This window comes from Streptomyces sp. NPDC057939, from assembly GCF_042887545.1.
Taxonomy (GTDB): Bacteria; Actinomycetota; Actinomycetes; order Streptomycetales; family Streptomycetaceae; genus Streptomyces.
The window spans coordinates 1-20,829 of sequence record NZ_JBHVPG010000048.1 but is presented as its reverse complement, the minus strand read 5'-3'; the positions used below and the strand labels follow the sequence as shown (position 1 = coordinate 20,829).

Genomic DNA, 20,829 nt, shown 5'->3' with positions numbered 1-20,829 from the left:
CCTTTCCCGGGGCGGCGCGACACCGGGGGAGCTAGGGACGGCCCGGGCGGCCCGGGTCCGCACGCCGCCGACCGGGTCCGTTGCCCGGTGTCGGGCCGCGTGAGAGCATCGATGTTCAATACCGGTGTCATGTTCACGGTTTTCACTGGCAGGTAAGGCTTGTCGCACACAGCAGGACCGACGCAGGCCCGCATCCACGATGCGGGCAACATCCTGATCGCGCCTTCGGCGTTGCGGGGAAATGGTGCGATCCGGCATTTCCTCGGTCCCGTGATCACGCCCGAGGACCTTGCCTCCGGTGCGCACGACCTCGCGCGGCGGACCGTCTACCTGTGCGGCGACGCGGCCGAACTCGATGCTCACCAACTACGTTCGGCGGAGCGGGTGTTCCTCATCCGGGAGCTGTCGCACGGATACCGTGAGGACCTCGACGAACCCTGGACCCCCGTCGAACTCGGTCGGGTCCCCCTCCGCGTGCACGGTGTCGGCGTGTACTACCCCCGCTTCTTCGCGCTCGACGCCGATCACTTCGGACGGATCCGCGCGGAGCACGCGTTCCAGTCCCTGACGGAGTCCACCAAGCCCGGAACGGCGCACCGCAGGGGAATCTACTTGACGCCCGTCACACGGAACGACGACGAACTGCGGTTCCGTCTGCTCCGGTGCTCCACGAACTTCTCGGGGCCGACCGAGAACTTTCGCCCGACCGACACGCACATCGTCGAGGAACTGAACCGCGAGGCCGCCGCCGTCTTTCGGGACCAGGCGCCGCTGAACCACGTCCTCGCGCAGATCTACCACAACACCGCCGCCACGGCCGAGCGCAAGCAGTCCAAGGCCAGGATCTCCGCCCACGCCGACAAGACCAAGGACATGCCGGTCAACGGCATCATGGCGTTCTGCACCTTCTACGACGGGATCGGGACCGACGCGCCACGACCCCCGGCCGAGGACCCCTTCGGGCAGGACGCGAAGGGCGACGGCGGGCTGACCCGACTCCGGTTCCGCCTCAAGGAGCCGGTCGAGGAACACGACGGCGTCGCCCTGCCGAAGCAGTTCACCCTGACCCTCCACCCCGGCTCCGTCCTCCTCATGCCGCTGTCCACGAACCGCCTGTACACGCACGAGATCCGGCCCTCGACGTGGGACGCGGCCCTGCTCCCGACCCGTCTGGGATACGTGGTGCGCTGTTCGAACGCCGAAGCCGTTCACAAGGGAGGCCGCACGTTCCTCGAAGTCGGCGGGGAACCGGTGGAACTGGGACCGCCCACACCGGACGGAATGGACGAGCTGCGCAGGCTGTACGCCGAGGAGAACAGGACCTCGTCGTTCATCGACTACGGCGACGGACTGCTCTTCAGCATGAACGCGGGAGACTACGTTGCCCCCCGAATCTAGGATCTCGGACGCGGTCCTCCTGTGGTCCCTGCCGGCCGAGGAGGACCTCTTCGCGGAACTGTCCGCGTCGGCCGGTTCGGAGGACGTGGGAAAGGGCCGGCGCGGCGCGGTGCTCACCCGGGTCGACGACGCGGGTGATGTGCCCCTCGTACGGACCACCACCCGGTACGGCAACCCACCGCAGCGTTTCCGGCCGGTGCACGAGCGGCTGGCACGAAGGATCCAGGAGGGCGCCGGGCTGTCGATCGGCTTCAACAACGCTCTCGTCGAGAACTACACGAACGCCTACCGCACCATGGGCGGCCATTGCGACCAGGCCCTCGATCTTGCCGACGACTCGTTCGTCGCCGTCTTCTCCTGCTATCGACACCCCGAGGCGGGCCCGCCGAGGAAGCTGATCTTCGAATCGAAGGGGTCGGACGGGGAGAGGTTCGAGGTCCCCCTCACCCACAACGGTGTCGTCGCGTTCTCCGTCGCCTCGAACCGCCTGCTCAAGCACCGGATCGTGTTGGACGCGCCCGTCGGGACGGCGGACAACCAATGGTTGGGCGTGACCTTCCGAACGTCGAAGACCCTCGTTCGGTTCCGCGACGGACACGCCTACCTCCCGCAGGGCGAGCGCCTCACGTCGGCCGACGAGGAGCAGCGGCGCGAGTTCTACCGACTGCGGCGCCGCGAGAACGACGAAACGGATTTCCGCTACCCTCCGCTGGCCTACACCATCAGTGACAGCGATCTGATGCCGCCGGTCTGACCCGCGGGCCCGGAGGTTCCGGCGGCACGCGCGCGAGGGCGCATGCCGCCGGAGCGGGGCCGTTACTCCGCCTCGCCCTCCAGGTTGCCCTCCGTGTCCAGGTAGACCTGGCGCAGGGATTCCAGGATCTGCGGGTCCGGCTTCTCCCACATGCCGCGGGACTCCGCCTCCAGCAGGCGCTCGGCGATGCCGTGCAGGGCCCAGGGGTTGGCCTCCTCCAGGAAGGCCCGGTTCGTCGGGTCCAGGACGTACGTCTCCGTCAGCTTGTCGTACATCCAGTCGGCGACCACCCCGGTCGTGGCGTCGTAGCCGAAGAGGTAGTCGACGGTCGCCGCGAGCTCGAAGGCGCCCTTGTAGCCGTGGCGACGCATCGCCTCGATCCACTTGGGGTTGACGACGCGGGCGCGGAAGACGCGGGAGGTCTCCTCCACCAGGGTGCGGGTCTTGACCGTCTCCGGGCGGGTGGAGTCGCCGATGTACGCCTCCGGGGCCGTGCCGCGCAGGGCGCGGACCGTGGCCACCATGCCGCCGTGGTACTGGAAGTAGTCGTCGGAGTCGGCGATGTCGTGCTCGCGGGTGTCCGTGTTCTTCGCCGCGACGGTGATCCGCTTGTAGGCGGTCTCCATCTCGTCCCGGGCCGGGCGGCCTTCGAGACCGCGGCCGTACGCGTACCCGCCCCACACCGTGTAGACCTCCGCGAGGTCGGCGTCCGTGCGCCAGTCGCGGGAGTCGATCAGCTGGAGGATGCCCGCGCCGTACGTACCCGGACGGGACCCGAAGATGCGGGTCGTCGCGCGGCGCTCGTCACCGTGCTCGGCCAGGTCCGCCTGGGCGTGGGCGCGCACGAAGTTCGACTCCGCGGGCTCGTCCAGGGACGCGGCCAACCGCACCGCGTCGTCGAGGAGGCCGATCACGTGCGGGAACGCGTCGCGGAAGAAGCCCGAGATGCGAAGCGTCACGTCGATGCGGGGCCGGCCCAGCTCGGCGAGGGGGATCGCCTCGATGCCCGTGACGCGGCGCGAGGCCTCGTCCCACACCGGCCGGACGCCCAACAGCGACAGGGCCTCGGCGATGTCGTCGCCCGCCGTGCGCATCGCGCTGGTGCCCCACAGGGACAGGCCGACCGAGGCCGGCCACTCGCCGTTGTCGGTGCGGTAGCGGGTCAGCAGCGACTCGGCGAGCGCCTGACCGGTCTCCCACGCGAGGCGGGACGGGACGGCCTTCGGGTCGACCGAGTAGAAGTTGCGGCCGGTCGGCAGGACGTTGACCAGACCGCGCAGCGGCGAGCCCGACGGGCCGGCGGGGACGAAGGAGCCGTCCAGCGCCGACACCACGTGGGCGATCTCGTCGGTCGTGCCCGCCAGGCGCGGTACGACCTCGCGCGCGGCGAAGTCCAGCACGGCCGCCACGTCCGCGGAGTGGCCGGCCGCGACCCCGGCTACCGCGTCCGCGGACCAGCCGGCGTCCTCCATCGCCTGCACGAGCGCGCGGGCCTGCTCCTCGACGGCGTCGGCCGAGGTGCGCGTCGCCGCGGACTCGTCCAGACCGAGGGCCTCGCGCAGACCCGGCAGGGCCGTCGTGCCGCCCCAGATCTGGCGGGCGCGCAGGATCGCGAGGACCAGGTTCACCCGGGCCGCACCGGTCGGCGCGCCGCCCAGCACGTGCAGGCCGTCACGGATCTGGGCGTCCTTGACCTCGCACAGCCAGCCGTCGACGTGCAGCAGGAAGTCGTCGAAGCCGTCGTCGTCCGGACGCTCCTCCAGACCCAGGTCGTGGTCCAGCTTCGCCGCCTGGATCAGGGTCCAGATCTGCGCCCGGATCGCCGGGAGCTTCGACGGGTCCATCGCCGAGATCTGCGCGTACTCGTCCAGGTGCTGTTCCAGCCGGGCGATGTCGCCGTACGACTCCGCGCGCGCCATCGGCGGCACCAGGTGGTCGACCAGGGTGGCGTGCACGCGGCGCTTGGCCTGCGTGCCCTCGCCCGGGTCGTTGACCAGGAACGGGTAGATCAGCGGCAGGTCACCGAGCGCGGCGTCGGGCGCGCAGGACGCGGACAGGCCCGCGTTCTTGCCGGGCAGCCACTCCAGGTTCCCGTGCTTGCCCAGGTGGATCATCGCGTCGGCGCCGAAGCCGCCGTCCTGCTCGCGGGCCTGGATCCAGCGGTACGCCGCCAGGTAGTGGTGCGACGGGGGCAGGTCCGGGTCGTGGTAGATCGCGATCGGGTTCTCGCCGAAACCGCGCGGCGGCTGGATGAGGATCAGCAGGTTCCCGCGGCGCAGCGCCGCGAGGACGATGTCCCCCTCCGGGTTCGCCGAGTGGTCGACGAACATGTTGCCGGGGGCCTCGCCCCAGTGCTGCTCCACGCTCTCGCGCAGCTCGGCCGGCAGCTCCGCGAACCAGCGGCGGTAGTCGGCGGCCGGGATGCGGACCGGGTTGCGGGCCAGTTGCTCCTCGGTCAGCCAGTCCTGGTCGTGGCCGCCCGCCTCGATCAGCGCGCGGATCAGCTCGTCGCCGTCGCCGGAGACCAGACCCGGGATGCCGTCCGCCGGACCGAAGTCGTAGCCGCCGGCGATCAGGGTGCGCAGCAGCTCCACGGCGCTGGCCGGGGTGTCCAGGCCGACCGCGTTGCCGATGCGGGAGTGCTTGGTGGGGTACGCGGAGAGGACCAGGGCGATCTTCTTGTCGCGCCGGTCGATGTGCCGCAGCCGGGCGTGACGCACGGCGATACCGGCCACGCGGGCGGCGCGCTCCGGGTCGGCGACGTAGGCGGGAAGGCCGTCCTCGTCGATCTCCTTGAAGGAGAACGGGACGGTGATCAGTCGGCCGTCGAACTCGGGGACGGCGACCTGCGTCGCGGCGTCCAGCGGCGACAGGCCCTCGTCGTTCTCCTCCCAGGTGCCGCGCGACCCGGTCAGGCACAGGGCCTGCAGGATCGGCACGCCGAGCGAGGCGAGGGCGCCCGCGTCCCAGGACTCGTCGTCGCCGCCCGCGGAGGCGGTCGCGGGGCGGGTGCCGCCGGCCGCGAGGACCGTGGTGACGACCGCGTCCGCCGACTCCAGGGCGGCGATCAGCTCCGGCTCGGGGGTGCGCAGGGAGGACACGTACAGCGGCAGCACCTGCGCGTCGTGGGCCTCGACGGCCTCGCACAGGGCGTGCACGAAAGCGGTGTTGCCGCTCATCTGGTGCGCGCGGTAGTACAGCACGGCGACGAGCGGGCCGGTGGTGCGGCCCGGGGTGCGCTCCAGGGGCCCCCAGGTCGCGGAGGCGGCGGGCGGCTCGAAGCCGTGCCCCGTCAGCAGGACGGTGTCCGAGAGGAAGCGGGCGAGCTGGTCCAGGTTGGCCGGGCCGCCGTGCGCGAGGTAGCCGTGCGCCTCCGCGGCGATGCCGATCGGGACGGTGGAGGCCTCCATCAGCTGCGCGTCCGGGGCCTGTTCGCCGGTCAGCACGACCACCGGACGGGTCTGGCCCGGAGCCAGCAGCAGGTCGAGGCCCTCCTGCCAGGCGCGCAGGCCGCCGAGGAGGCGTACGACGACCAGGTCGACGCCGTCGAGGAGCCCGGGGAGATCGTCCAGCGGGAGACGGGAGGGGTTCGCGAACCGGTACGGGACGGGGCCGTCCGCCGTGTTCGCCGCGCGGGCGCTCAGCAGATCGGTGTCGGACGTCGACAGCAGCAGGATCATGCGGCGGCAGGCCTTCCTCGGGGTTTCCGCGCCCCGGGCAGTGAGGACAGCGGGAGTTCCTGACTCACCCCGCCGATCGCTCCGCGGGGTTCACAGTGGCGGGACCGCGCCGGATTCGCACCGGGCTTCCTCCCATGTCGCCGTCCTCGGCGATGACGGGCCGAACGGTCCGTCGGAAGGTCATCCTAGGCGGCCGGGTCCGTGGCCGGGAGGCTCGGGGTGGTCGGGTGCGGGGGAGGGGGCCGGCGCGGGGTGCGGGCGGGGCTTCGGGGCGGGGCCCGCGCGGTCGATCGCCGGTGGGGTCGGAGGGGCTGGAGGGGGCCGGGGTGGGATCGGTCGGGTGCGGGTGCGGGTGCGCTGCCGGGGCTCTGCCCCGGGCCCCGCGCCCGGAACGCCGGCGGGGCCGGATCGAGCGGGGTCGGTCGGAACGGTGTCGGTGGAGGTCGTGGCTGGTCCGGGGGGTGGGGGTGGCGACGGACACAGGTCGGGGCCGGGGAATCGTGGGTATGCTCGCGGCCATGCCCCAGCCCCCTTCCGCCGCATCGCGGGACGAACCCGTCGTGCGGGATCGCGGTGACGCCTGCCCCGGCGCGCTGCGCCTGCACGCAGCGGACGACGGGCTGCTGGCGCGGGTCCGGATCCCCGGCGGGTTGCTCACGGTGGAGCAGGCGTCCGTGCTCGGGCTCGCGGCGGACCGCTTCGGGGACGGGCACCTGGAACTCACCTCGCGCGGAAACGTCCAGCTCCGGGGTCTGACGGAGGACTGCGGCGCGGAACCGGCGAAACTGCTGACGGCGGCGGGTCTGCTGCCCGCGCCCACCCACGAACGCGTGCGCAACATCGTGGCCACCCCGGTGTCCGGGCTCTTCGACGACGGACGGCCCGACATCACGCCGTGGGTCGGGGAACTGGACCGGCTGCTGTGCGCGAGCAGCCGCGCGGCAGCCCTGTCGGGGCGGTTCCTGTTCGCCCTCGACGACGGCCGCGGCGACGTCGCCGCGCTCGACCCCGACGTGACCGCCCTCGCCCTGCCCGCGGGCCGGGCGCTGATCCGCCTCGGCGCGGCCGACGGAGCCCTCGAAGTGGCCGCCGCCGACGCCCCCCGAGCGGCCCTGTTGGCCGCCGAACACTTCCTGGACGCGGCCGATTCCGCCGGCACCCGCGCCTGGCGCGTCGCCGAACTGCCCGTCCCGCACGAACCGGACGTCGCCGAGTCGGTGCGACGCCTGACCGCCGCCGGGATCGACGCCACCCCCGTGCCCGACGTGCGGTGGCCGTACGCGCCGCCGCCGCGCCCCTGGGGCGCCGGTACGGGAGACCTGACCCCGCTGTGCGTGCTGCCACCTCTGGGCCGGATCGACCGCGACCAGTGGAAGGTGCTCGTGCAGGTCGCCTCCCGGGGCAGGGGCGGGCTGCGGATCACCCCCTGGCGGACCGTCATCCTGCCTCTGGCGAGCACCCGTAGGCCCATCAACGGCGCCGACCGGATCGAGTCCGCCGGTCTGGTCATCCACCCCGACGATCCCTGGCAGTCCGTCACCGCCTGTACCGGGCGGCCCGGTTGTGCCAAATCCCTGGCCGACGTACGGGCCGACGCGCGCGCGGTCGTCGCCGAGTCGACCGGGGCGCTGCCCGTGCACTGGTCCGGCTGCGAGCGCCGGTGCGGACATCCGCGCGGCACCGCCTGGGTGGACCTCGTCGCCACCGGGGACGCGTACGCGCTCTCCGTGCACGGGCGGGACCCCGTACCGGCCGACCGTGAAGGCCTGGCCGCCGCACTCAAGGCCGCGCGCGACAGCGACGACGACGAGAGCGGCGACGCCGGCACCACCAGCACGTCCACCTCACCGCCGCAGTGAAGACAGTGAAGAAATGAGCGAGTACACCGTGTTCGAGTACGAGAAGGACGGCGCGGCCATCTACCGCCAGTCCTTTGCCACGATCCGCGCCGAGGCGGACCTCTCCGGGCTGCCCGCCTCCGTCGCCCAGGTCGCGGTGCGCATGATTCACGCCTGCGGCATGACCGACCTCCCCCAGGACCTCGGCTGGACCCCCGAGGTCGTCCTGCGGGCCCGAGCCGCCCTGGAGGCCGGCGCGCCGATCCTCTGCGACGTCCAGATGGTCGCCAGCGGCGTCACCCGCAAGCGGCTGCCCGCCGACAACGAGGTGATCTGCACCCTCTCCGACCCGGCCGTACCGGAACTCGCCGCGAGGATGGGCACGACGCGCAGCGCCGCCGCCCTCGAAGTCTGGCGCGACCGGGGCCTGTTGGAAGGCTCCGTGATCGCCGTCGGCAACGCGCCGACCGCCCTGTTCCGGCTGCTGGAGATGATCGAGGAGGGCGCGCCGCGCCCCGCCGCCGTCATCGGCGTGCCCGTCGGCTTCATCGGCGCCGCCGAGTCCAAGGACGCCCTCGCCGCGCACCCCTCGGGCCTCGACCACCTGATCGTGCGGGGTCGGCGCGGTGGCAGCGCCATCGCGGCCGCCGCCGTCAACGCCATCGCGAGCGTGGCCGAATGAGCACCGCACCGGCCAAGGGACGCCTCTACGGCGTCGGGCTCGGCCCCGGCGACCCGTCCCTGATGACGCTGCGCGCCGTCGAGGTGATCGACCGAGCCGACGTGATCGCCTACCACAGCGCCCGCCACGGCCGCTCCATCGCCCGTTCGATCGCCGCGAAGCACCTGCGCGACGACCACGTCGAGGAGCCGCTGGTCTACCCGGTCACCACGGAGACCACCGACCACCCCGGCGGCTACCAGGGCGCGATGGAGGAGTTCTACGAGGCCTCCGCCGCTCGCCTCGCCGCCCACCTGGACGCCGGCCGCACCGTCGCGGTGCTCGCGGAGGGCGACCCGCTCTTCTACGGCTCCTACATGCACATGCACAAGCGCCTCGCCGACCGGTACGAGGCCGAGGTGATCCCCGGGGTGACCTCGGTGAGCGCCGCCGCCGCCCGTCTCGGCACCCCCCTCGTCGAGGGCGAGGAGGTGCTGACGATCCTGCCCGGCACCCTGTCGGAGGACGAGCTGACGGCCCGGCTCGCCGCCACCGACTCCGCCGTCGTGATGAAGCTCGGCCGGACCTTCCCCACGGTCCGGCGGGCCATGGAGAACAGCGGTCGGCTCGCCGAGGCCCGCTACGTGGAGCGCGCCACGATGGAGGGCGAACGCACCGGGCTCCTGGCGGACACGGACCCGGAGTCGGTGCCGTACTTCGCCGTCGCCGTCGTGCCCAGCCGGATCGGCAACCCGGGCAGCGTGCCCTCCGGCCCCGGCGAGGTCGCCGTCGTCGGCACCGGCCCGGCCGGGCCGCTGTGGATCACCGCCGAGACCCGGCGGGCGCTCGCCGACGCCGAGGTGCTCGTCGGCTACACGACCTACCTCGACCGGGTCCCCGCCAGGCCGGGCCAGGTCCGACACGGCTCCGACAACAAGGTGGAGTCCGAGCGGGCCGAGTTCGCCCTCGACCTCGCGCGGCGCGGCAAGCGGGTGGCCGTGGTCTCCGGGGGCGACCCCGGGGTCTTCGCCATGGCCACCGCCGTCCTGGAGGTGGCCGCGCAGCCCGAGTACGCGGACGTGCCCGTACGGGTCCTCCCCGGGGTGACCGCGGCCAACGCGGCGGCCGCCGCTGCCGGGGCCCCCCTCGGCCACGACTACGCGACGGTCTCGCTGTCCGACCGGCTCAAGCCCTGGGAGGTCATCGCCGAGCGGCTGCGCGCCGCGGCCGCAGCCGACCTGGTGCTCGCCCTGTACAACCCGGGCTCCCGCAGCCGCACGTGGCAGGTGGCGCAGGCCCGGGAGCTGCTGCTGGAGCTGCGGCCGCCGCAGACCCCGGTGGTCGTCGCGCGGGACGTGGGCGGTCCGGAGCAGTCGGTGCGGATCGTCACGCTGGCCGAACTGGAACCGGCCGAGGTGGACATGCGCACCATCCTGCTGATCGGTTCCTCGCAGACCCGGGTCACCGAGCGGCCCGACGGGTCGAGGGTCACCTGGACGCCGCGCCGCTATCCCTGAGCCGGCCCGCCGGCCGACCACCCGCGAAGCACGGTGGGGGCGGGGCGGCGCGGGTCTCTCCTTCCCGTCCCGCCCCGTTCCGTCCGGGTCAGCGGTCGCCCGGGTGCGCGGGGCGTGCGTCCGCGTCCCCCGGGTCGTAGCCGGCGTCGGGGGTGCCCAGCCGGCGCAGCGCCGCCCCGACCGATCCGACCTCGGTGACCCCTTCGGGCACCGGGGGGCGGCGCACGACGAGGACCGGGATCCCGGCCTCGCGGGCGGCCGTCAGCTTCGGGGCGGTGGCCGCACCGCCGCTGTCCTTCGTCACCAGCACGTCGATCCGGTGCCGGGCCAGCAGTTCCCGCTCCTCGTCGAGGCCGAACGGGCCCCGTGCCAGCAGCACTTCGAGCCGCGGCGGCACGGCTCCGGCCGGTGGATCCACCGAACGCACCAGGAACCAGGTGTCGGCGAGCTCCGCGAAGGCGTGCAGTCCCGTCCGGCCGGTCGTCAGGAAGGCCCGTCCGCCCAACGACGGCAGGGCGGCGGCGGCCCCGGCGAGGGAGTCCGTGAAGTGCCAGTCGTCGCCGGGTTCCGGAGTCCAACCCGGACGGCGCAGCGCGAGCAGTTGTACGCCCGAAAGGGCCGCCGCCGCGGCCGCGTTGAAGCTCATCCGTTCCGCGAACGGGTGCGTGGCGTCGATCAGGTGCGTCACCCCGTGGGCGGCGATCCAGTCCGCCAGACCGGCGGGCCCGCCGAAACCGCCGATCCGGATCCCGCCCGGTGGCAGCACGGGCGCGGCGACCCGGCCCGCCAGCGAGGTCGTCACCCGGTACGAGGCCTGCCGCGCCAGCGCCTCCGCGAGGCGGCGGGCCTCCGTGGTGCCGCCCAGCAGCAGGACGTGCCCGAGCGGCGCCCGGGCAGGCGCCGGCCCGCCCGGGGCGGGACCCGCTTCAGCAGGCATGCCGGTCGCGCTCGGCGGAGTACAGGTGGCTGTCGCGGAACTGCTCGGCACCCAGGGTGCGACCGACCAGGATCACCGCGGTGCGCACCAGGCCCGCCTCCTTCACCTGGCCGGCGATGTCGGCGAGGGTCCCGCGCAGGACCAGCTCGTCGGGTCGGCTGGCCATCGCGACCACGGCCGCCGGACAGTCCGCCCCGTAGTGCGGCAGCAGTTCCTCGACGACGCGGTCCGCGTACCGGGTGGCCAGGTGCAGCACCAGCAGGGCGCCGCTGCGGCCGAGCGTGGCCAGGTCCTCGCCGGGCGGCATCGGAGTGGCCTGCTGGGCGATCCGGGTCAGGATCACGGTCTGGCCGACGGTGGGCACCGTCAGCTCCCGCTTCAGCGCCGCCGCGGCGGCGGCGAAGGCCGGCACGCCGGGCACGACCTCGTAGGGGATGCCCACCGCGTCGAGGCGCCGCATCTGCTCGGCGACCGCGCTGAACACCGACGGGTCGCCCGAGTGCAGCCGGGCCACGTCGTGGCCCGCGTCGTGGGCCCGTACGAACTCGGCGACGATCTCGTCCAGGTTCAACCGCGAGGTGTCGACGAGCCGGGCGTCCGCCGGGCATTCGGCGAGGAGCTCGCGCGGTACGAGGCTGCCCGCGTAGAGGCACACGGGCGCGGCGGCCAGCCGCCGGGCACCGCGCACGGTGATCAGGTCGGCGGCGCCGGGGCCCGCCCCGATGAAGTACACGGTCATGTCCGGTCCACCTCTGCCTCGTTCGCGCCGTCGGCGCCGTTCGCCTCGTGTGCTGTACGGGCGGCGTCCGCCGCCTTCGCGGAGGGCTTCGTCACCGACCACTGGGTGACCGCCATCGCCTGCCGCCAGCCCGTGAAACCGCCGACCGGCACGGCGTGCGCGACGGCCAGTTTCACCAGGTCACCGCCGTGCCGACGGTAGCGGTCGGTGAGGACCGCCTCCGATTCCAGGGTGACGGTGTTGACGACGAGCCGGCCGCCGGGGGCCAGCGCGTCCCAGGCCGCGTCGAGCAGGCCCGGAGCGGTCAGACCGCCGCCGATGAACACCGCGTCGGGCACGGGCAGCCCGTCCAGGGCGCCGGGCGCCGCACCGGTGACCACGCGCAGTCCCGGAACCCCGAGGGCGTCCGCGTTGCGGGTGATGCGGGCGGCCCGCTCCGGTACGCGCTCCACCGCCACCGCCCGGCAGGACGGGTGCGTGCGCATCCACTCGATGCCGAGCGAACCGGAGCCGCCGCCGATGTCCCACAGCAGTTCGCCGGGGGCCGGCGCCAGCGCGCACAGGGTCGCGGCGCGCACGTGCCGCTTGGTGAGCTGCCCGTCGTGCTCGTACGCGACGTCCGGCAGGCCGGGGGTCGCGCCCAGGCGCGGGGTCGGGTGCGCGGGGTCGCGGCGGCAGTCCACGGCGACGACGTTGAGGGCGTCACCGGGCGGGTGCTCCCACTGCTCCGCGGTCCCGTCGAGGAGGTCCTCCCGTTCGGAACCGAGCTGTTCCAGCACCCGCATACGGCTCGGGCCGAAGCCCCGCTCCCGCAGCAGCGCGGCGATCTCGCCGGGGGAGGCGGCGCCCGCGCTCAGCACCAGTACCCGACGGCCGTCGAAGAGGGCGGCCGTGAGCCGGGCCACGGGACGGCCGACGACGGTGACCACCTCGGTGTCCTCGACGGGCCAGCCCAGGCGGGCGCACGCGTACGACACGGAGGAGGGGTGGGGGTGGACCAGCAACCGCTCCGGACCCAGCTCCTCACCGAGGGCGCGGCCGATCCCGTAGAACATGGGGTCCCCGCTGGCCAGTACGGCGATCCGGCGGCCCGCGTGCTCGGCGGTCAGCTTCGGCACGGCCGGTCGCAGCGGGCTCGGCCAGGCGACGCGCAGGCCGGGGCAGGCGTCGGCGGGCAGCAGGGCCAGTTGGCGGGGCCCGCCGATCAGCACCTCCGCCGAGGACAGCGCGGACCGCGCGGCGGCGGTGAGCCCGGCCCAGCCGTCGGCGCCGAGGCCGACGACCGTCACCGGGGCGGGGGGTGCTGGGGAGCTCACTGCGCGGTACCTCGGGCAACGGGAGAAGGAGCGTGCGGGGGACGGACCCGCAGCTTACTGGGGTGGAGGCCCGGCTCCAGTGCCAGGGTGACCGCCACCGAGGCGGCGGCCAGGGCGGTGATCGCGACGGCCGGCGAGGTGTACTGGGCGACGGCCCCGGCGAGCGCCGCGCAGACGCCCTGCATCGTCAGCATTCCGGCCGAGTGGAGTCCGAGGGCCTGGCCCTGGGTGCCCTCGGGGAGCAGCGGAACGAGGCGCTCCTGCATCAGCAGACCGGCCGAATAGCCGACGGAGGCGACGGCGACGGTCGCGGCGGCGACGACGGGGCCGGGCTCCAGCAGGAAGACCAGGTAGGGGAGGGCGAGCAGCAGCCGGAGCGGGGCCGCGAGCCGGATCCGCAGCCGGGCGGGCAGCCACCGCCCGGCGACGATGTCCCCGGCGAGCATGCCGGCGGCGGCGCAGCCGAACAGCAGGCCGGCGTGCGCGGGGTCGTAGGGGACGAACAGGGACTCGCAGCCGACGATGAGCCCGTTGGGCACCCACAGGGCGAGGTAGAGGTGGCGTCGTGCCGGGTCGGAGAGGAGCAGGACGTTGATCCGCCAGGTCTCGCCCGCGGAGGGACGCCCGCCGGCGCGGGCGGGGCGGCGGCTCAGGCCCAGCCGGACGGTGACGGCCGCGGCCAGCCCCAGCCCGGCGGCCACCAGGAGGGCGCCGCGCGGGGACAGGACGGCGAGCAGCAGCCCGCCGAGCGCGAACCCGGCGATCTGCGTCACGCCCGCGCAGACGGCGAGCAGGGACCGGCCCGTCAGGTAGTCGCCGGCGGGGAGGATCTCGGTGAGCAGTCCGTACCGGACCCCGCCCGCGAGGGAGTCGGCGAGGCCTTGGCCGAGGAGCACGGCGAACACCGCCCACCAGGGCAGACCGGGCACGGCGAGCACGGCGGCGCCGGCCGCGGCGAGGGCCGCCAGGGAGCAGAGGGCGGCCCGCGGGGGCAACCGGTCGGCGGCGGAGAGCAGGAGCGTCGCACCGAGCACCTGGGCCAGGGAGGGGCCGAACATCGCGAGGGCCGCGAGGAGCGGGCTGCGGGTGCGGTCGTAGACGAGCACGCCGAGGGCGAGCCCGCCGACGGTGGCGGCGCCGACGCGCAGCGCGGCGGCGGCGAAGAACGGGGCGAACTCGGGGACACGGGCGAGCGAGCGGTAGGAGCGGGGCATGCGGGGAGTCTCGGGGCGGGTGGGGGAGCCGCCCCAATGTTTCGCGTGGGGGCGAAACCTGGGTGGGGGTGAACCCCTGGGACCGGTGGGCGGCGCGGGCCCGTGGACGGGGGACCGGTGGGCGGCGCGCGGACCCGTGTGCGGTGTGCGCCGGGTGGCGCGGGGCGGGTCGGTGGGTGCCGGGTCGCGCGGGTCCGGCCGTCCGGGGGTGGGGCCGGCGGAGCGGGTGGGGCGGTGCGGGGGAGACTGGGCCGTCCGGGTGGTGGGTGGGGAGCGGGAGGCGGGGCGCATGGGCTGGTGGCGGATCGACACGGACGCGTTGGCGCGGAGCCGGTTCGTGGTGTCCGCGCTCGCGGAGACCACGGCCTCCCTGATGGCACTGCACCGGCGGACCGCGACGCACCCGGCGGAGCGGGCCTGGCTGGAGGACCGGCTCCCGCACTACCGGGCCCACCTGGCGGCCGAACCGCTGACGGCGGACCTGGTACGGGCGGCCTTCGGCCGGCTGTGGATCGCCGGGTACCTCACCCCGCCGCCCGACGGGCGCCCGTTCGAGGAGGAGCTGGCCTCCGTGCGGGCCACCCGGACGCGGTCGTGCGCACGGACCTCCGCGCCGCCTCCGGCCTCCCCGACTCCCTCGCCCGCGCCCGGGGGCTGGGCCCGAGGACGGCGGAGCTGCTGGAGTGGGTGTGGGAGGAGACCGTGCGCCCGGACTGGGAGCGCCGCCGCCGGGTGGCGGAGGCCGACGTCCTCGTCCGTACCCGGCACCTCGGCCGGGGCGGCCTCGCCGAGGCACTGGCCGGGATGCGGCCGGACATGGCCTGGCTCGGCGAGGGGCGGCTGCGGATCAACCTCCAGCGGCGGCGGCCGCGCGAGCTGTCGGGGGAGGCCGGGCTGGTCTTCGTCCCCGTGACCCCGGGGCACGGGTGGGTCAGCTGGACTGGGACCCGTCGGCACGCGCTGGTCTACCCGTGCGCGGGCCAACTCACCCAGGGCGCCGCGCGACCGGCCCCGCAGGCCCTGGTCGGACTGCTGGGGCCGGTACGGGCGAAGGTGCTGGTCCTGCTGGACGGTCCGAAGTCCACGACGCAGCTGGTGGCGTTGACCGGGTACAGCCTCGGGGCGGTCGCCGGACAGCTGAAGGTCCTGCTCGCCGCGGGGCTGGTCCTGCGCCGGCGCACGGGCCGCACGGTGCTCTACAGCAGGGTCGCGGCCGGTGACGTCCTCGTCGCGGCGGCGACCCCGGACGGCTCCTGACCCCGACCCCGGGAGGGGAGGGGCGGCCGCCCGCGAGCGCCCCCTGGCGCCCCCCGGACGCCTCCGGGCGCCCCGGGCCGGGGCCTGACCGAGGCGCGCGGCCCGCCCGACAATCGGGAGCATGGACGACACTCCGGACAACCACCCAGAAGCCCGGGACGACCACGCGGTGGTCCTCGGGGCCGGCTTCGCCGGGCTGTTGGCGGCGCGGGTGCTCGCGGAGCGGTTCGCCCGCGTCACCGTGGTCGAGCGGGACGAACTGCCCGCGGAGGGGCCGAGGTTCCGTCCGGGAGTGCCGCAGTCCCGGCACGCGCACGTGCTGTGGTCGCGGGGCGTGGACGTGATGGAGCGACTGTTGCCGGGAATCACCGCCGCGTTGCGGGAGGGCGGATCGGCCCTGCTGGAATCGCCGCGCGACTTCCTGTGGCTGAGCCCCGCCGACTGGTTCCGCCCGGTACCGGGCGCCCCCGTGCTCGTCGGCAGCCGCGAGCTGATCGACTGGTGCGTGCGCCGCGCCGTGCTGCGGGACCCGCGGATCCGGATCCTCGACGGCCGCCCCGCGAGCGGGCTCCTCGCCGGGGAGGACGGCCGCTCGGTGGTCGGGGTGACCCTGCGCGGCGGCGAACCGTTGGCCGCCCGCCTCGTCGTGGACGCCACCGGACGCACCTCCAGGGCCCCGGCATGGTTGGCGGCCCTCGGCCACGCCTGCCCGGCCGTCACGCGCTACGACTCGCACCTCGGCTACTCCAGCCGCCTCTACGCCCTGCGACCCGACCCGGACCGACGCTGGCACGGCATGTACGTGCAGGGCCGCCCCGACAGTCCGCGCGGCGGCGTGCTGGTGCCGCAGGGCGGGGACCGCTGGCTCGTGACCCTCGTCGGCAACGGCGAGCACGCCCCCTCCACGAAGGAGGAGGAGTTCCTCGGCTTCGCGCGGAGCCTGCGCAGCCCCGCCCTGCACGACGCCATCCGGGGCGCGACCCCGCTGTCGGACCCCACCGGATTCCGCAACACCGCCAACGAGCGGCGCCACTACGAGCGCATGGACCGCCCGCCCGACGGATTCCTGGTCGTCGGTGACGCGGCCTGCCGCTTCAACCCGGTCTACGGGCACGGGATGACGGTCGCCGCGCTCGCGGCGCAGGCCCTGGACGAGGCCCTCACCGGGCTCGCCCCCGAGCGGATCCCGGGGGCCGTCCAGCGGATCCAGCGGGCCACGGCGGACGCCGCGTCCGTCGCCTGGCAGATCGCCACCGGCGAGGACATGCGCTACCCGCAGACGGAGGGGCCGCCGCCCGACCGGGCCACGAAGGTCCTACAGCGCTACATGTCACGCGTCGTGGTCGGCGCCAACGCGGATCCGGCGCTCTCGTCCCGCTTCTTCGGGGTGCTGTCGCTGTCCACCCCGCCCAACACCCTGCTCGGCCCCGCGACGATGCTGCGGGTGCTGTCGAAGTGGCGCCTGCCGACCACCCCGGCGACCCCCGCCTACCCGCCCCACCACCCGCCGCCCACGGGCCCGTAGAGCTACCGGCGGGGCCGTGGGCCGACCACCGGGCCCGTGGGACCACCGGCGGGGTCGGTCAGTCGGCCGGAGCCGTGATCGTGGCCGTGGTCGTGCGCTCGTACAGGGCGCGGGCGTCCGCACCGAGGTAGCTGCTGTACGAGGTCGCCTCGTCGCCGCCCCCGTCGCGGCCGCCGATCACCCCGATCAGGGTCCGGCCCCCGGTCAGGACGGGACCGCCACTCGTGCCGTTGGGCACGTCCGCGCAGTCCAGCCGCAACTGGGTCGGCCCGGCGGCGACGGCCGTGTTCGCGCAGCCCAGCGGCTCCTCGTCGTCGTTCGGGTAGCCCACCAACCTCGCCGGCAACGGCAGTTCGGGTCCGAAGCCGGGCGACAGCGCCCCGGTGACCTCCTCCACCCGGGCCCCGGGCGCACCGGCGCGGCGCACCCGCAGGAAGGCCACGTCGTGGTCCGGATCGGCCGAGCGGATCCAGCGCGGGTCGACCTCGATGCGGGTGGGCACCCAGACGCCGTACGGGGCGACCCCGTCCCGGTAGCCCGGGACGAAGGCGAGGTTGGTGCGGAAACCGCCCTGGTGCACGCAGTGCGCGGCGGTCACGACGAGGTCGCCGCCGGGGGAGTGGAGCACGCTCCCGGAGCAGTGGTGGTCGCCGTCCCAGTCCGGGCCGGGGGAGAACAGCGCCCCGATCGCGGGATCGGTGGGCACGGGACGGGCTTCCAAGGGGTCGGAGGGCCGCCACCCGGCAGCCGGGTCCTGCCCGGTCGCGGCGAGCGACCGCGCGTCCGACGCCGCGCCCTCGCGCAGGGTCGCCCGTACGTCCGCGCCTGCCCGGTCCGCGAGCCCCGGATCCTGCACGTAGCTTCCGCGCGCGGAGTCGCCCCCCTCGACGGGACCGAACAGCGCGAACAGTTCCACCCGGTGGGCGAAGCCTCCCACCACCAGGGCGCAGCAGGCGACGGCCGGCAGGAGGATCCGTACGGCGCGCCCCGTGGTCCTGCCCGTCATCAGGTGCTCCCGCCCTCGTCGATGGTTCGCCGCACTGTTCGACGGGTGCCGTGCCGGCAGAGGTTCCCGCACCGGGGCGTGTCCGCCCTCACAGCCGGCCCCGCCGTCCTCGGCCGGTCATCCGTCATCCTTTCGCACGCAACCCAACTCCCTTACCTTCCAGGCGACCTGGACACCGCCGCCCGGGCCGGGGCCTGGCCCGGCCCGGGCGGCCATGGCCGGGAAGTTCCTCGTCGAGCTGATACCCGGCACGCTGAAGGAGGGCAACGGCGCCGACACACTGTGGACGGACCGCGAGTACGCCCAGCACCTGCGTTCCCTGGCCGCCGCCGGCCGGCTCGACCGGGCCGCGGCGTTCCCGGCCGTGCACCGGGCCGAGGCGGGCGACCCGCGCGGCCACTACGCCGACGCCACGCTGTGCCCGTGGTTCGTCGTCTTCGACGGCGACGCGGGCGCGTACGCCGGCGGCGCCTTCGACACCGGCTGGTACGCCCGCAACAACTACCTGCTGATCGCCACCTCCGCGCACGCGGTCGCCCCCGCCATCGACGGCGTCCGCCCCACCGAGGCCCAGGCCCGCGACCGCGTCGCCCTATTGGCCGGCCGGCAAGCCACCATCGTCTCGGCGGACTGGTACCCGCTGCCCGCCGTCCTCGCCACGATCCTGCCCCGCGGCCGGGGCGTGTTCTGAGGCGGCCTGTCGTGGCCCCGGGGGGCCTCGGCGCCCGGCGCGCGCGCCGCCGGCCGGGGGCGGGGTCCGGTCACCGGCGCAGGGCCACCGCCGCGCGGTGTCCCTCCGGGACCCGTACGTCCGTCAGCGACCACCCCGGCGGCTGGGCCGGGGCGTGGCCCGAACCCACGTAGTCCGCCGCCGGGTTCTCCGACAGCCCCACGCCCAGCCCCTTGAGGTACGCCTCCTTGCGGGTCCACACCCGCGTGAAGGCCACCGGCCGCTCCTCGGCCGGGAGGGCGGCGAGCTCCGCCGCCTCCCTCGGGTGCAGGACGTCGGCGGTGTCCGCGATCAGGCCCGGGGCCACGAGTTCCTCCACGTCCACGCCGACCGGCGCGTCCGCGAAGGCCAGCAGGCTGAGCCCGGTGCAGTGCGACAGCGAGAAGTGCAGGGCCCCGCCCGGCAGTACGGGCCTGCCGTGCGGCTCGTCGCAGTGCGAGCAGGGCGCCCGCTCGACGGTCACCTCGCGCGGGGCCAGGCCCAGGTACGCTCCGAGCAGCCGGCGCAGGGCGACGTGCGCGCAGACGTAGCCGTCCCGGTCGGCGGCCCGTGCGAACTCGGCGGCCCGCGCGAGTTCCTGGGCGTCCAGTGTGCCCGGCGCGTGTCGGGCGGCGTGCGCCCGGTAGGCGCTGGTGTCCACGAGCCACAGCTGCGGACTCGCGGGCACCACCACCGCCCGGGCGGGACCGGGGTCGGTCAGTCGGCGCGGAACCAGAAGCCGGCCGTCGGCGGTCGCGGTGACCATGGCGTCCCCCTCACACCGAGGCCGCGACGGGCGCCGGAGCCGCGGCCGGTTCCTCGGCGTGCACGGGGTGGCGCAGCGCGAGGACGGCGGCGACCGGTGACACGAAGGCGATGGCACCGCACACCAGCCAGGTCGTCTGGACGCCGATGACCAGCGACAACGAGCTGAAGACGGCGATGGAGATCGGGGCGGTGCCGATCCCGGCGAGGGACAGGGTGGACATCGCGGCGCCCATCCGGTCCTCCGGCGCGGACTGCTGGTAGAGGGTGACGATGGCCGGGCCGTTCAGCCCCGAGAGCAGGCCGACCCCGGCCGCGACGGCCGTCAGCGAGAGCACCGAGGGCATCAGCGCCATCACGAGGATCCCGGCGGCGAGTCCGACGCCGGTCACCACGAGACGTACGAACATGGGGATGCGGTGCGCGAGCGCCGCGCCGACCGCGCTGGAGCCCAGGGCTCCCACGCTGAAGGCGGCGAGGACGATGCCCACCGCGCTCACGCCCCAGCCGCGCTCGGAGACCAGCAGCGGCAGGGCCACCTCGGCGGGCCAGCTGAACGCCAGGTCCAGGCAGAGGGCGGCGACGAACATCCAGCGCAGCCGCGGGTGCCGGGCCAACAACCGGAACCCGTCCCCCGACCGCTTGACCAGGGACACCCCGGGTTCCGGCTTCGGGCGGACGAACCCGTGGGTGACGTGCAGCAGGCAGCCGAGCCAGACGGCGCCGGTGACCGCGCCGACCAACATCGCCACCCACAGTTCCCCGACGGTGATCAGGAACGCGCCGGCGGGGGCGCCGAGGATGGGTGCCACGCGCAGCACCATCGCGTACAGGGAGTTGGCGCGGGCCAGCTGGTCGCCCCGGGCGAACATGGGCAGCAGGACCCCGGACGCCGGGCCGGCCAGCCCCAGCAGGACCCCCTCGATCAGGGCGATCACGACCAGCGGCCACAGTTCTCGGGTGGTGGCCGTCACGACCGCGCCGACGGCGAGCAGCGCCACCCTGGCCGCGGTGGTGCGCAGCAGGACGAAGCGGGGTCCGAGGGTGTCGGCGACCGCCCCGCCGAAGATCAGCATGAGGGCGCGGGGCACGGTGGCGGCGAGCATCAGCAGCGTCACGGCCCGGGTGCCGCCGAGCTCGACCGCCGTCCAGTTCATGGCGATCAGCAGGGCGAAGCTGCCGAGTTGGACGGCGGCCTGGCCGCCGACGAGGGAACTGACGCGGCCCCACTGCACCCGCTCGTGGTCGGGGGGCCGGACGGGCTGCGGTACGGGGGTGTCCATGGGGAACCTTCTCTGCGAGGGCGTACGGGGGAGGTGGGACCGGGGGCTTGCGGATCGTGCCGCCGCGGGTGGGCGGGGTCGGGACTCGGCGTCGGTCCTGGTGCGGGTCGGGGCCGGGCCGCGACGGGCCGCCGGGGCGGCGTCCGGGGGTGGGGCGAGCGGTCAGGGTCGGGGCCGGGCCGCCAGGGCGCGGGCCACGGCCCGGCGGCCGGCCCGGGCCAGGTCGGCGG

The 20,829-nt window shown here is 74.9% G+C and carries 15 protein-coding genes, 1 pseudogene and 1 riboswitch; of the genes and pseudogenes, 8 read left to right on the top strand and 8 right to left on the bottom strand.

Annotation, left to right across the window (positions count from 1 at the left end):
* Positions 1-159: 159 nt before the first annotated feature.
* Positions 160-1,398, top strand: coding sequence for a hypothetical protein (locus ACFVS6_RS34050; RefSeq protein WP_389710098.1), 1,239 nt, complete (start codon positions 160-162; stop codon positions 1,396-1,398).
* On the top strand, positions 1,382-2,152 hold the full coding sequence (locus ACFVS6_RS34045; RefSeq protein ID WP_389710096.1) for a hypothetical protein: 771 nt from the start codon (positions 1,382-1,384) through the stop codon (positions 2,150-2,152). Before ACFVS6_RS34050 ends, ACFVS6_RS34045 begins: the two co-directional genes overlap by 17 nt.
* A gap of 62 nt (positions 2,153-2,214) precedes the next feature.
* On the opposite strand, the gene cobN is transcribed toward ACFVS6_RS34045, so the two are convergent.
* The gene (cobN, locus tag ACFVS6_RS34040) at positions 2,215-5,832 is read right to left on the bottom strand and encodes a cobaltochelatase subunit CobN (RefSeq protein WP_389710094.1); all 3,618 of its coding nucleotides are present in this window, start codon (positions 5,830-5,832) and stop codon (positions 2,215-2,217) included.
* 53 nt (positions 5,833-5,885) lie between these two features.
* Positions 5,886-5,964, bottom strand: a riboswitch (cobalamin riboswitch).
* A gap of 386 nt (positions 5,965-6,350) precedes the next feature.
* Between cobN and ACFVS6_RS34035 the strand changes: the two genes are divergently transcribed.
* The 3 genes from ACFVS6_RS34035 to ACFVS6_RS34025 are packed head-to-tail and all read left to right on the top strand — an operon-like array spanning position 6,351 to position 9,848.
* A complete protein-coding gene (locus ACFVS6_RS34035) occupies positions 6,351-7,691 on the top strand; it encodes a cobalamin biosynthesis protein CobG (protein WP_389710092.1) in 1,341 nt (446 codons plus the stop codon).
* Between the two features lie 13 nt (positions 7,692-7,704).
* Positions 7,705-8,352, top strand: coding sequence for a precorrin-8X methylmutase (locus ACFVS6_RS34030; protein WP_362878441.1), 648 nt, complete (start codon positions 7,705-7,707; stop codon positions 8,350-8,352).
* Positions 8,349-9,848: a precorrin-2 C(20)-methyltransferase gene (locus ACFVS6_RS34025; RefSeq protein ID WP_389710090.1), complete on the top strand. Its 1,500-nt coding sequence runs from the start codon at positions 8,349-8,351 to the stop codon at positions 9,846-9,848. The genes ACFVS6_RS34030 and ACFVS6_RS34025 overlap by 4 nt, the downstream gene beginning before the upstream one ends.
* A gap of 88 nt (positions 9,849-9,936) precedes the next feature.
* On the opposite strand, the gene ACFVS6_RS34020 is transcribed toward ACFVS6_RS34025, so the two are convergent.
* From ACFVS6_RS34020 to ACFVS6_RS34005, 4 genes are read right to left on the bottom strand one after another with little or no spacing between them, the layout of a single operon-like run.
* A complete protein-coding gene (locus ACFVS6_RS34020) occupies positions 9,937-10,785 on the bottom strand; it encodes a cobalt-precorrin-6A reductase (protein ID WP_389710089.1) in 849 nt (282 codons plus the stop codon).
* Positions 10,775-11,524: a precorrin-4 C(11)-methyltransferase gene (cobM, locus tag ACFVS6_RS34015; protein ID WP_389710087.1), complete on the bottom strand. Its 750-nt coding sequence runs from the start codon at positions 11,522-11,524 to the stop codon at positions 10,775-10,777. Before cobM ends, ACFVS6_RS34020 begins: the two co-directional genes overlap by 11 nt.
* Positions 11,521-12,840, bottom strand: coding sequence for a precorrin-6y C5,15-methyltransferase (decarboxylating) subunit CbiE (gene cbiE / locus ACFVS6_RS34010; RefSeq protein ID WP_389710085.1), 1,320 nt, complete (start codon positions 12,838-12,840; stop codon positions 11,521-11,523). Before cbiE ends, cobM begins: the two co-directional genes overlap by 4 nt.
* Positions 12,837-14,054 carry an MFS transporter gene (locus tag ACFVS6_RS34005; protein WP_389710083.1) on the bottom strand — a complete coding sequence of 406 codons (1,218 nt, stop codon included), beginning with the start codon at positions 14,052-14,054 and terminating at the stop codon, positions 12,837-12,839. The genes cbiE and ACFVS6_RS34005 overlap by 4 nt, the downstream gene beginning before the upstream one ends.
* A 289-nt stretch (positions 14,055-14,343) precedes the next feature.
* Here ACFVS6_RS34005 and ACFVS6_RS34000 point away from each other — a divergent pair.
* Positions 14,344-15,311: pseudogene (locus ACFVS6_RS34000) on the top strand (transcriptional regulator).
* A 121-nt stretch (positions 15,312-15,432) separates the two neighbouring features.
* The gene (locus ACFVS6_RS33995; protein WP_389710081.1) at positions 15,433-16,836 is read left to right on the top strand and encodes an FAD-dependent oxidoreductase; all 1,404 of its coding nucleotides are present in this window, start codon (positions 15,433-15,435) and stop codon (positions 16,834-16,836) included.
* Between the two features lie 58 nt (positions 16,837-16,894).
* On the opposite strand, the gene ACFVS6_RS33990 is transcribed toward ACFVS6_RS33995, so the two are convergent.
* Entirely contained in the window at positions 16,895-17,842 is a 948-nt protein-coding gene (locus ACFVS6_RS33990; protein WP_389710079.1) for a trypsin-like serine peptidase, read from the bottom strand.
* 214 nt (positions 17,843-18,056) lie between these two features.
* Between ACFVS6_RS33990 and ACFVS6_RS33985 the strand changes: the two genes are divergently transcribed.
* On the top strand, positions 18,057-18,533 hold the full coding sequence (locus ACFVS6_RS33985) for a hypothetical protein (protein WP_389710077.1): 477 nt from the start codon (positions 18,057-18,059) through the stop codon (positions 18,531-18,533).
* A 70-nt stretch (positions 18,534-18,603) separates the two neighbouring features.
* Here the strand turns inward: ACFVS6_RS33985 and ACFVS6_RS33980 are convergent, their stop codons facing one another.
* Positions 18,604-19,317: a 4'-phosphopantetheinyl transferase family protein gene (locus ACFVS6_RS33980; RefSeq protein WP_389710075.1), complete on the bottom strand. Its 714-nt coding sequence runs from the start codon at positions 19,315-19,317 to the stop codon at positions 18,604-18,606.
* Between the two features lie 10 nt (positions 19,318-19,327).
* Entirely contained in the window at positions 19,328-20,599 is a 1,272-nt protein-coding gene (locus ACFVS6_RS33975; protein ID WP_389710073.1) for an MFS transporter, read from the bottom strand.
* Positions 20,600-20,829: the final 230 nt, after the last annotated feature.

Coding starts and splice junctions, on each gene's coding strand:
- ACFVS6_RS33995 (WP_389710081.1), top strand. CDS start 15,433: ATGGACGACACTCCGGACAACCACCCAGAAGCCCGGGACGACCACGCG.
- cobN (WP_389710094.1), bottom strand. CDS start 5,832: ATGATCCTGCTGCTGTCGACGTCCGACACCGATCTGCTGAGCGCCCGC.
- ACFVS6_RS33990 (WP_389710079.1), bottom strand. CDS start 17,842: ATGACGGGCAGGACCACGGGGCGCGCCGTACGGATCCTCCTGCCGGCC.
- ACFVS6_RS34020 (WP_389710089.1), bottom strand. CDS start 10,785: ATGCCTGCTGAAGCGGGTCCCGCCCCGGGCGGGCCGGCGCCTGCCCGG.
- ACFVS6_RS34005 (WP_389710083.1), bottom strand. CDS start 14,054: ATGCCCCGCTCCTACCGCTCGCTCGCCCGTGTCCCCGAGTTCGCCCCG.
- ACFVS6_RS33985 (WP_389710077.1), top strand. CDS start 18,057: ATGGCCGGGAAGTTCCTCGTCGAGCTGATACCCGGCACGCTGAAGGAG.
- ACFVS6_RS34035 (WP_389710092.1), top strand. CDS start 6,351: ATGCCCCAGCCCCCTTCCGCCGCATCGCGGGACGAACCCGTCGTGCGG.
- cobM (WP_389710087.1), bottom strand. CDS start 11,524: ATGACCGTGTACTTCATCGGGGCGGGCCCCGGCGCCGCCGACCTGATC.
- ACFVS6_RS34025 (WP_389710090.1), top strand. CDS start 8,349: ATGAGCACCGCACCGGCCAAGGGACGCCTCTACGGCGTCGGGCTCGGC.
- ACFVS6_RS33975 (WP_389710073.1), bottom strand. CDS start 20,599: ATGGACACCCCCGTACCGCAGCCCGTCCGGCCCCCCGACCACGAGCGG.
- ACFVS6_RS33980 (WP_389710075.1), bottom strand. CDS start 19,317: ATGGTCACCGCGACCGCCGACGGCCGGCTTCTGGTTCCGCGCCGACTG.
- ACFVS6_RS34030 (WP_362878441.1), top strand. CDS start 7,705: ATGAGCGAGTACACCGTGTTCGAGTACGAGAAGGACGGCGCGGCCATC.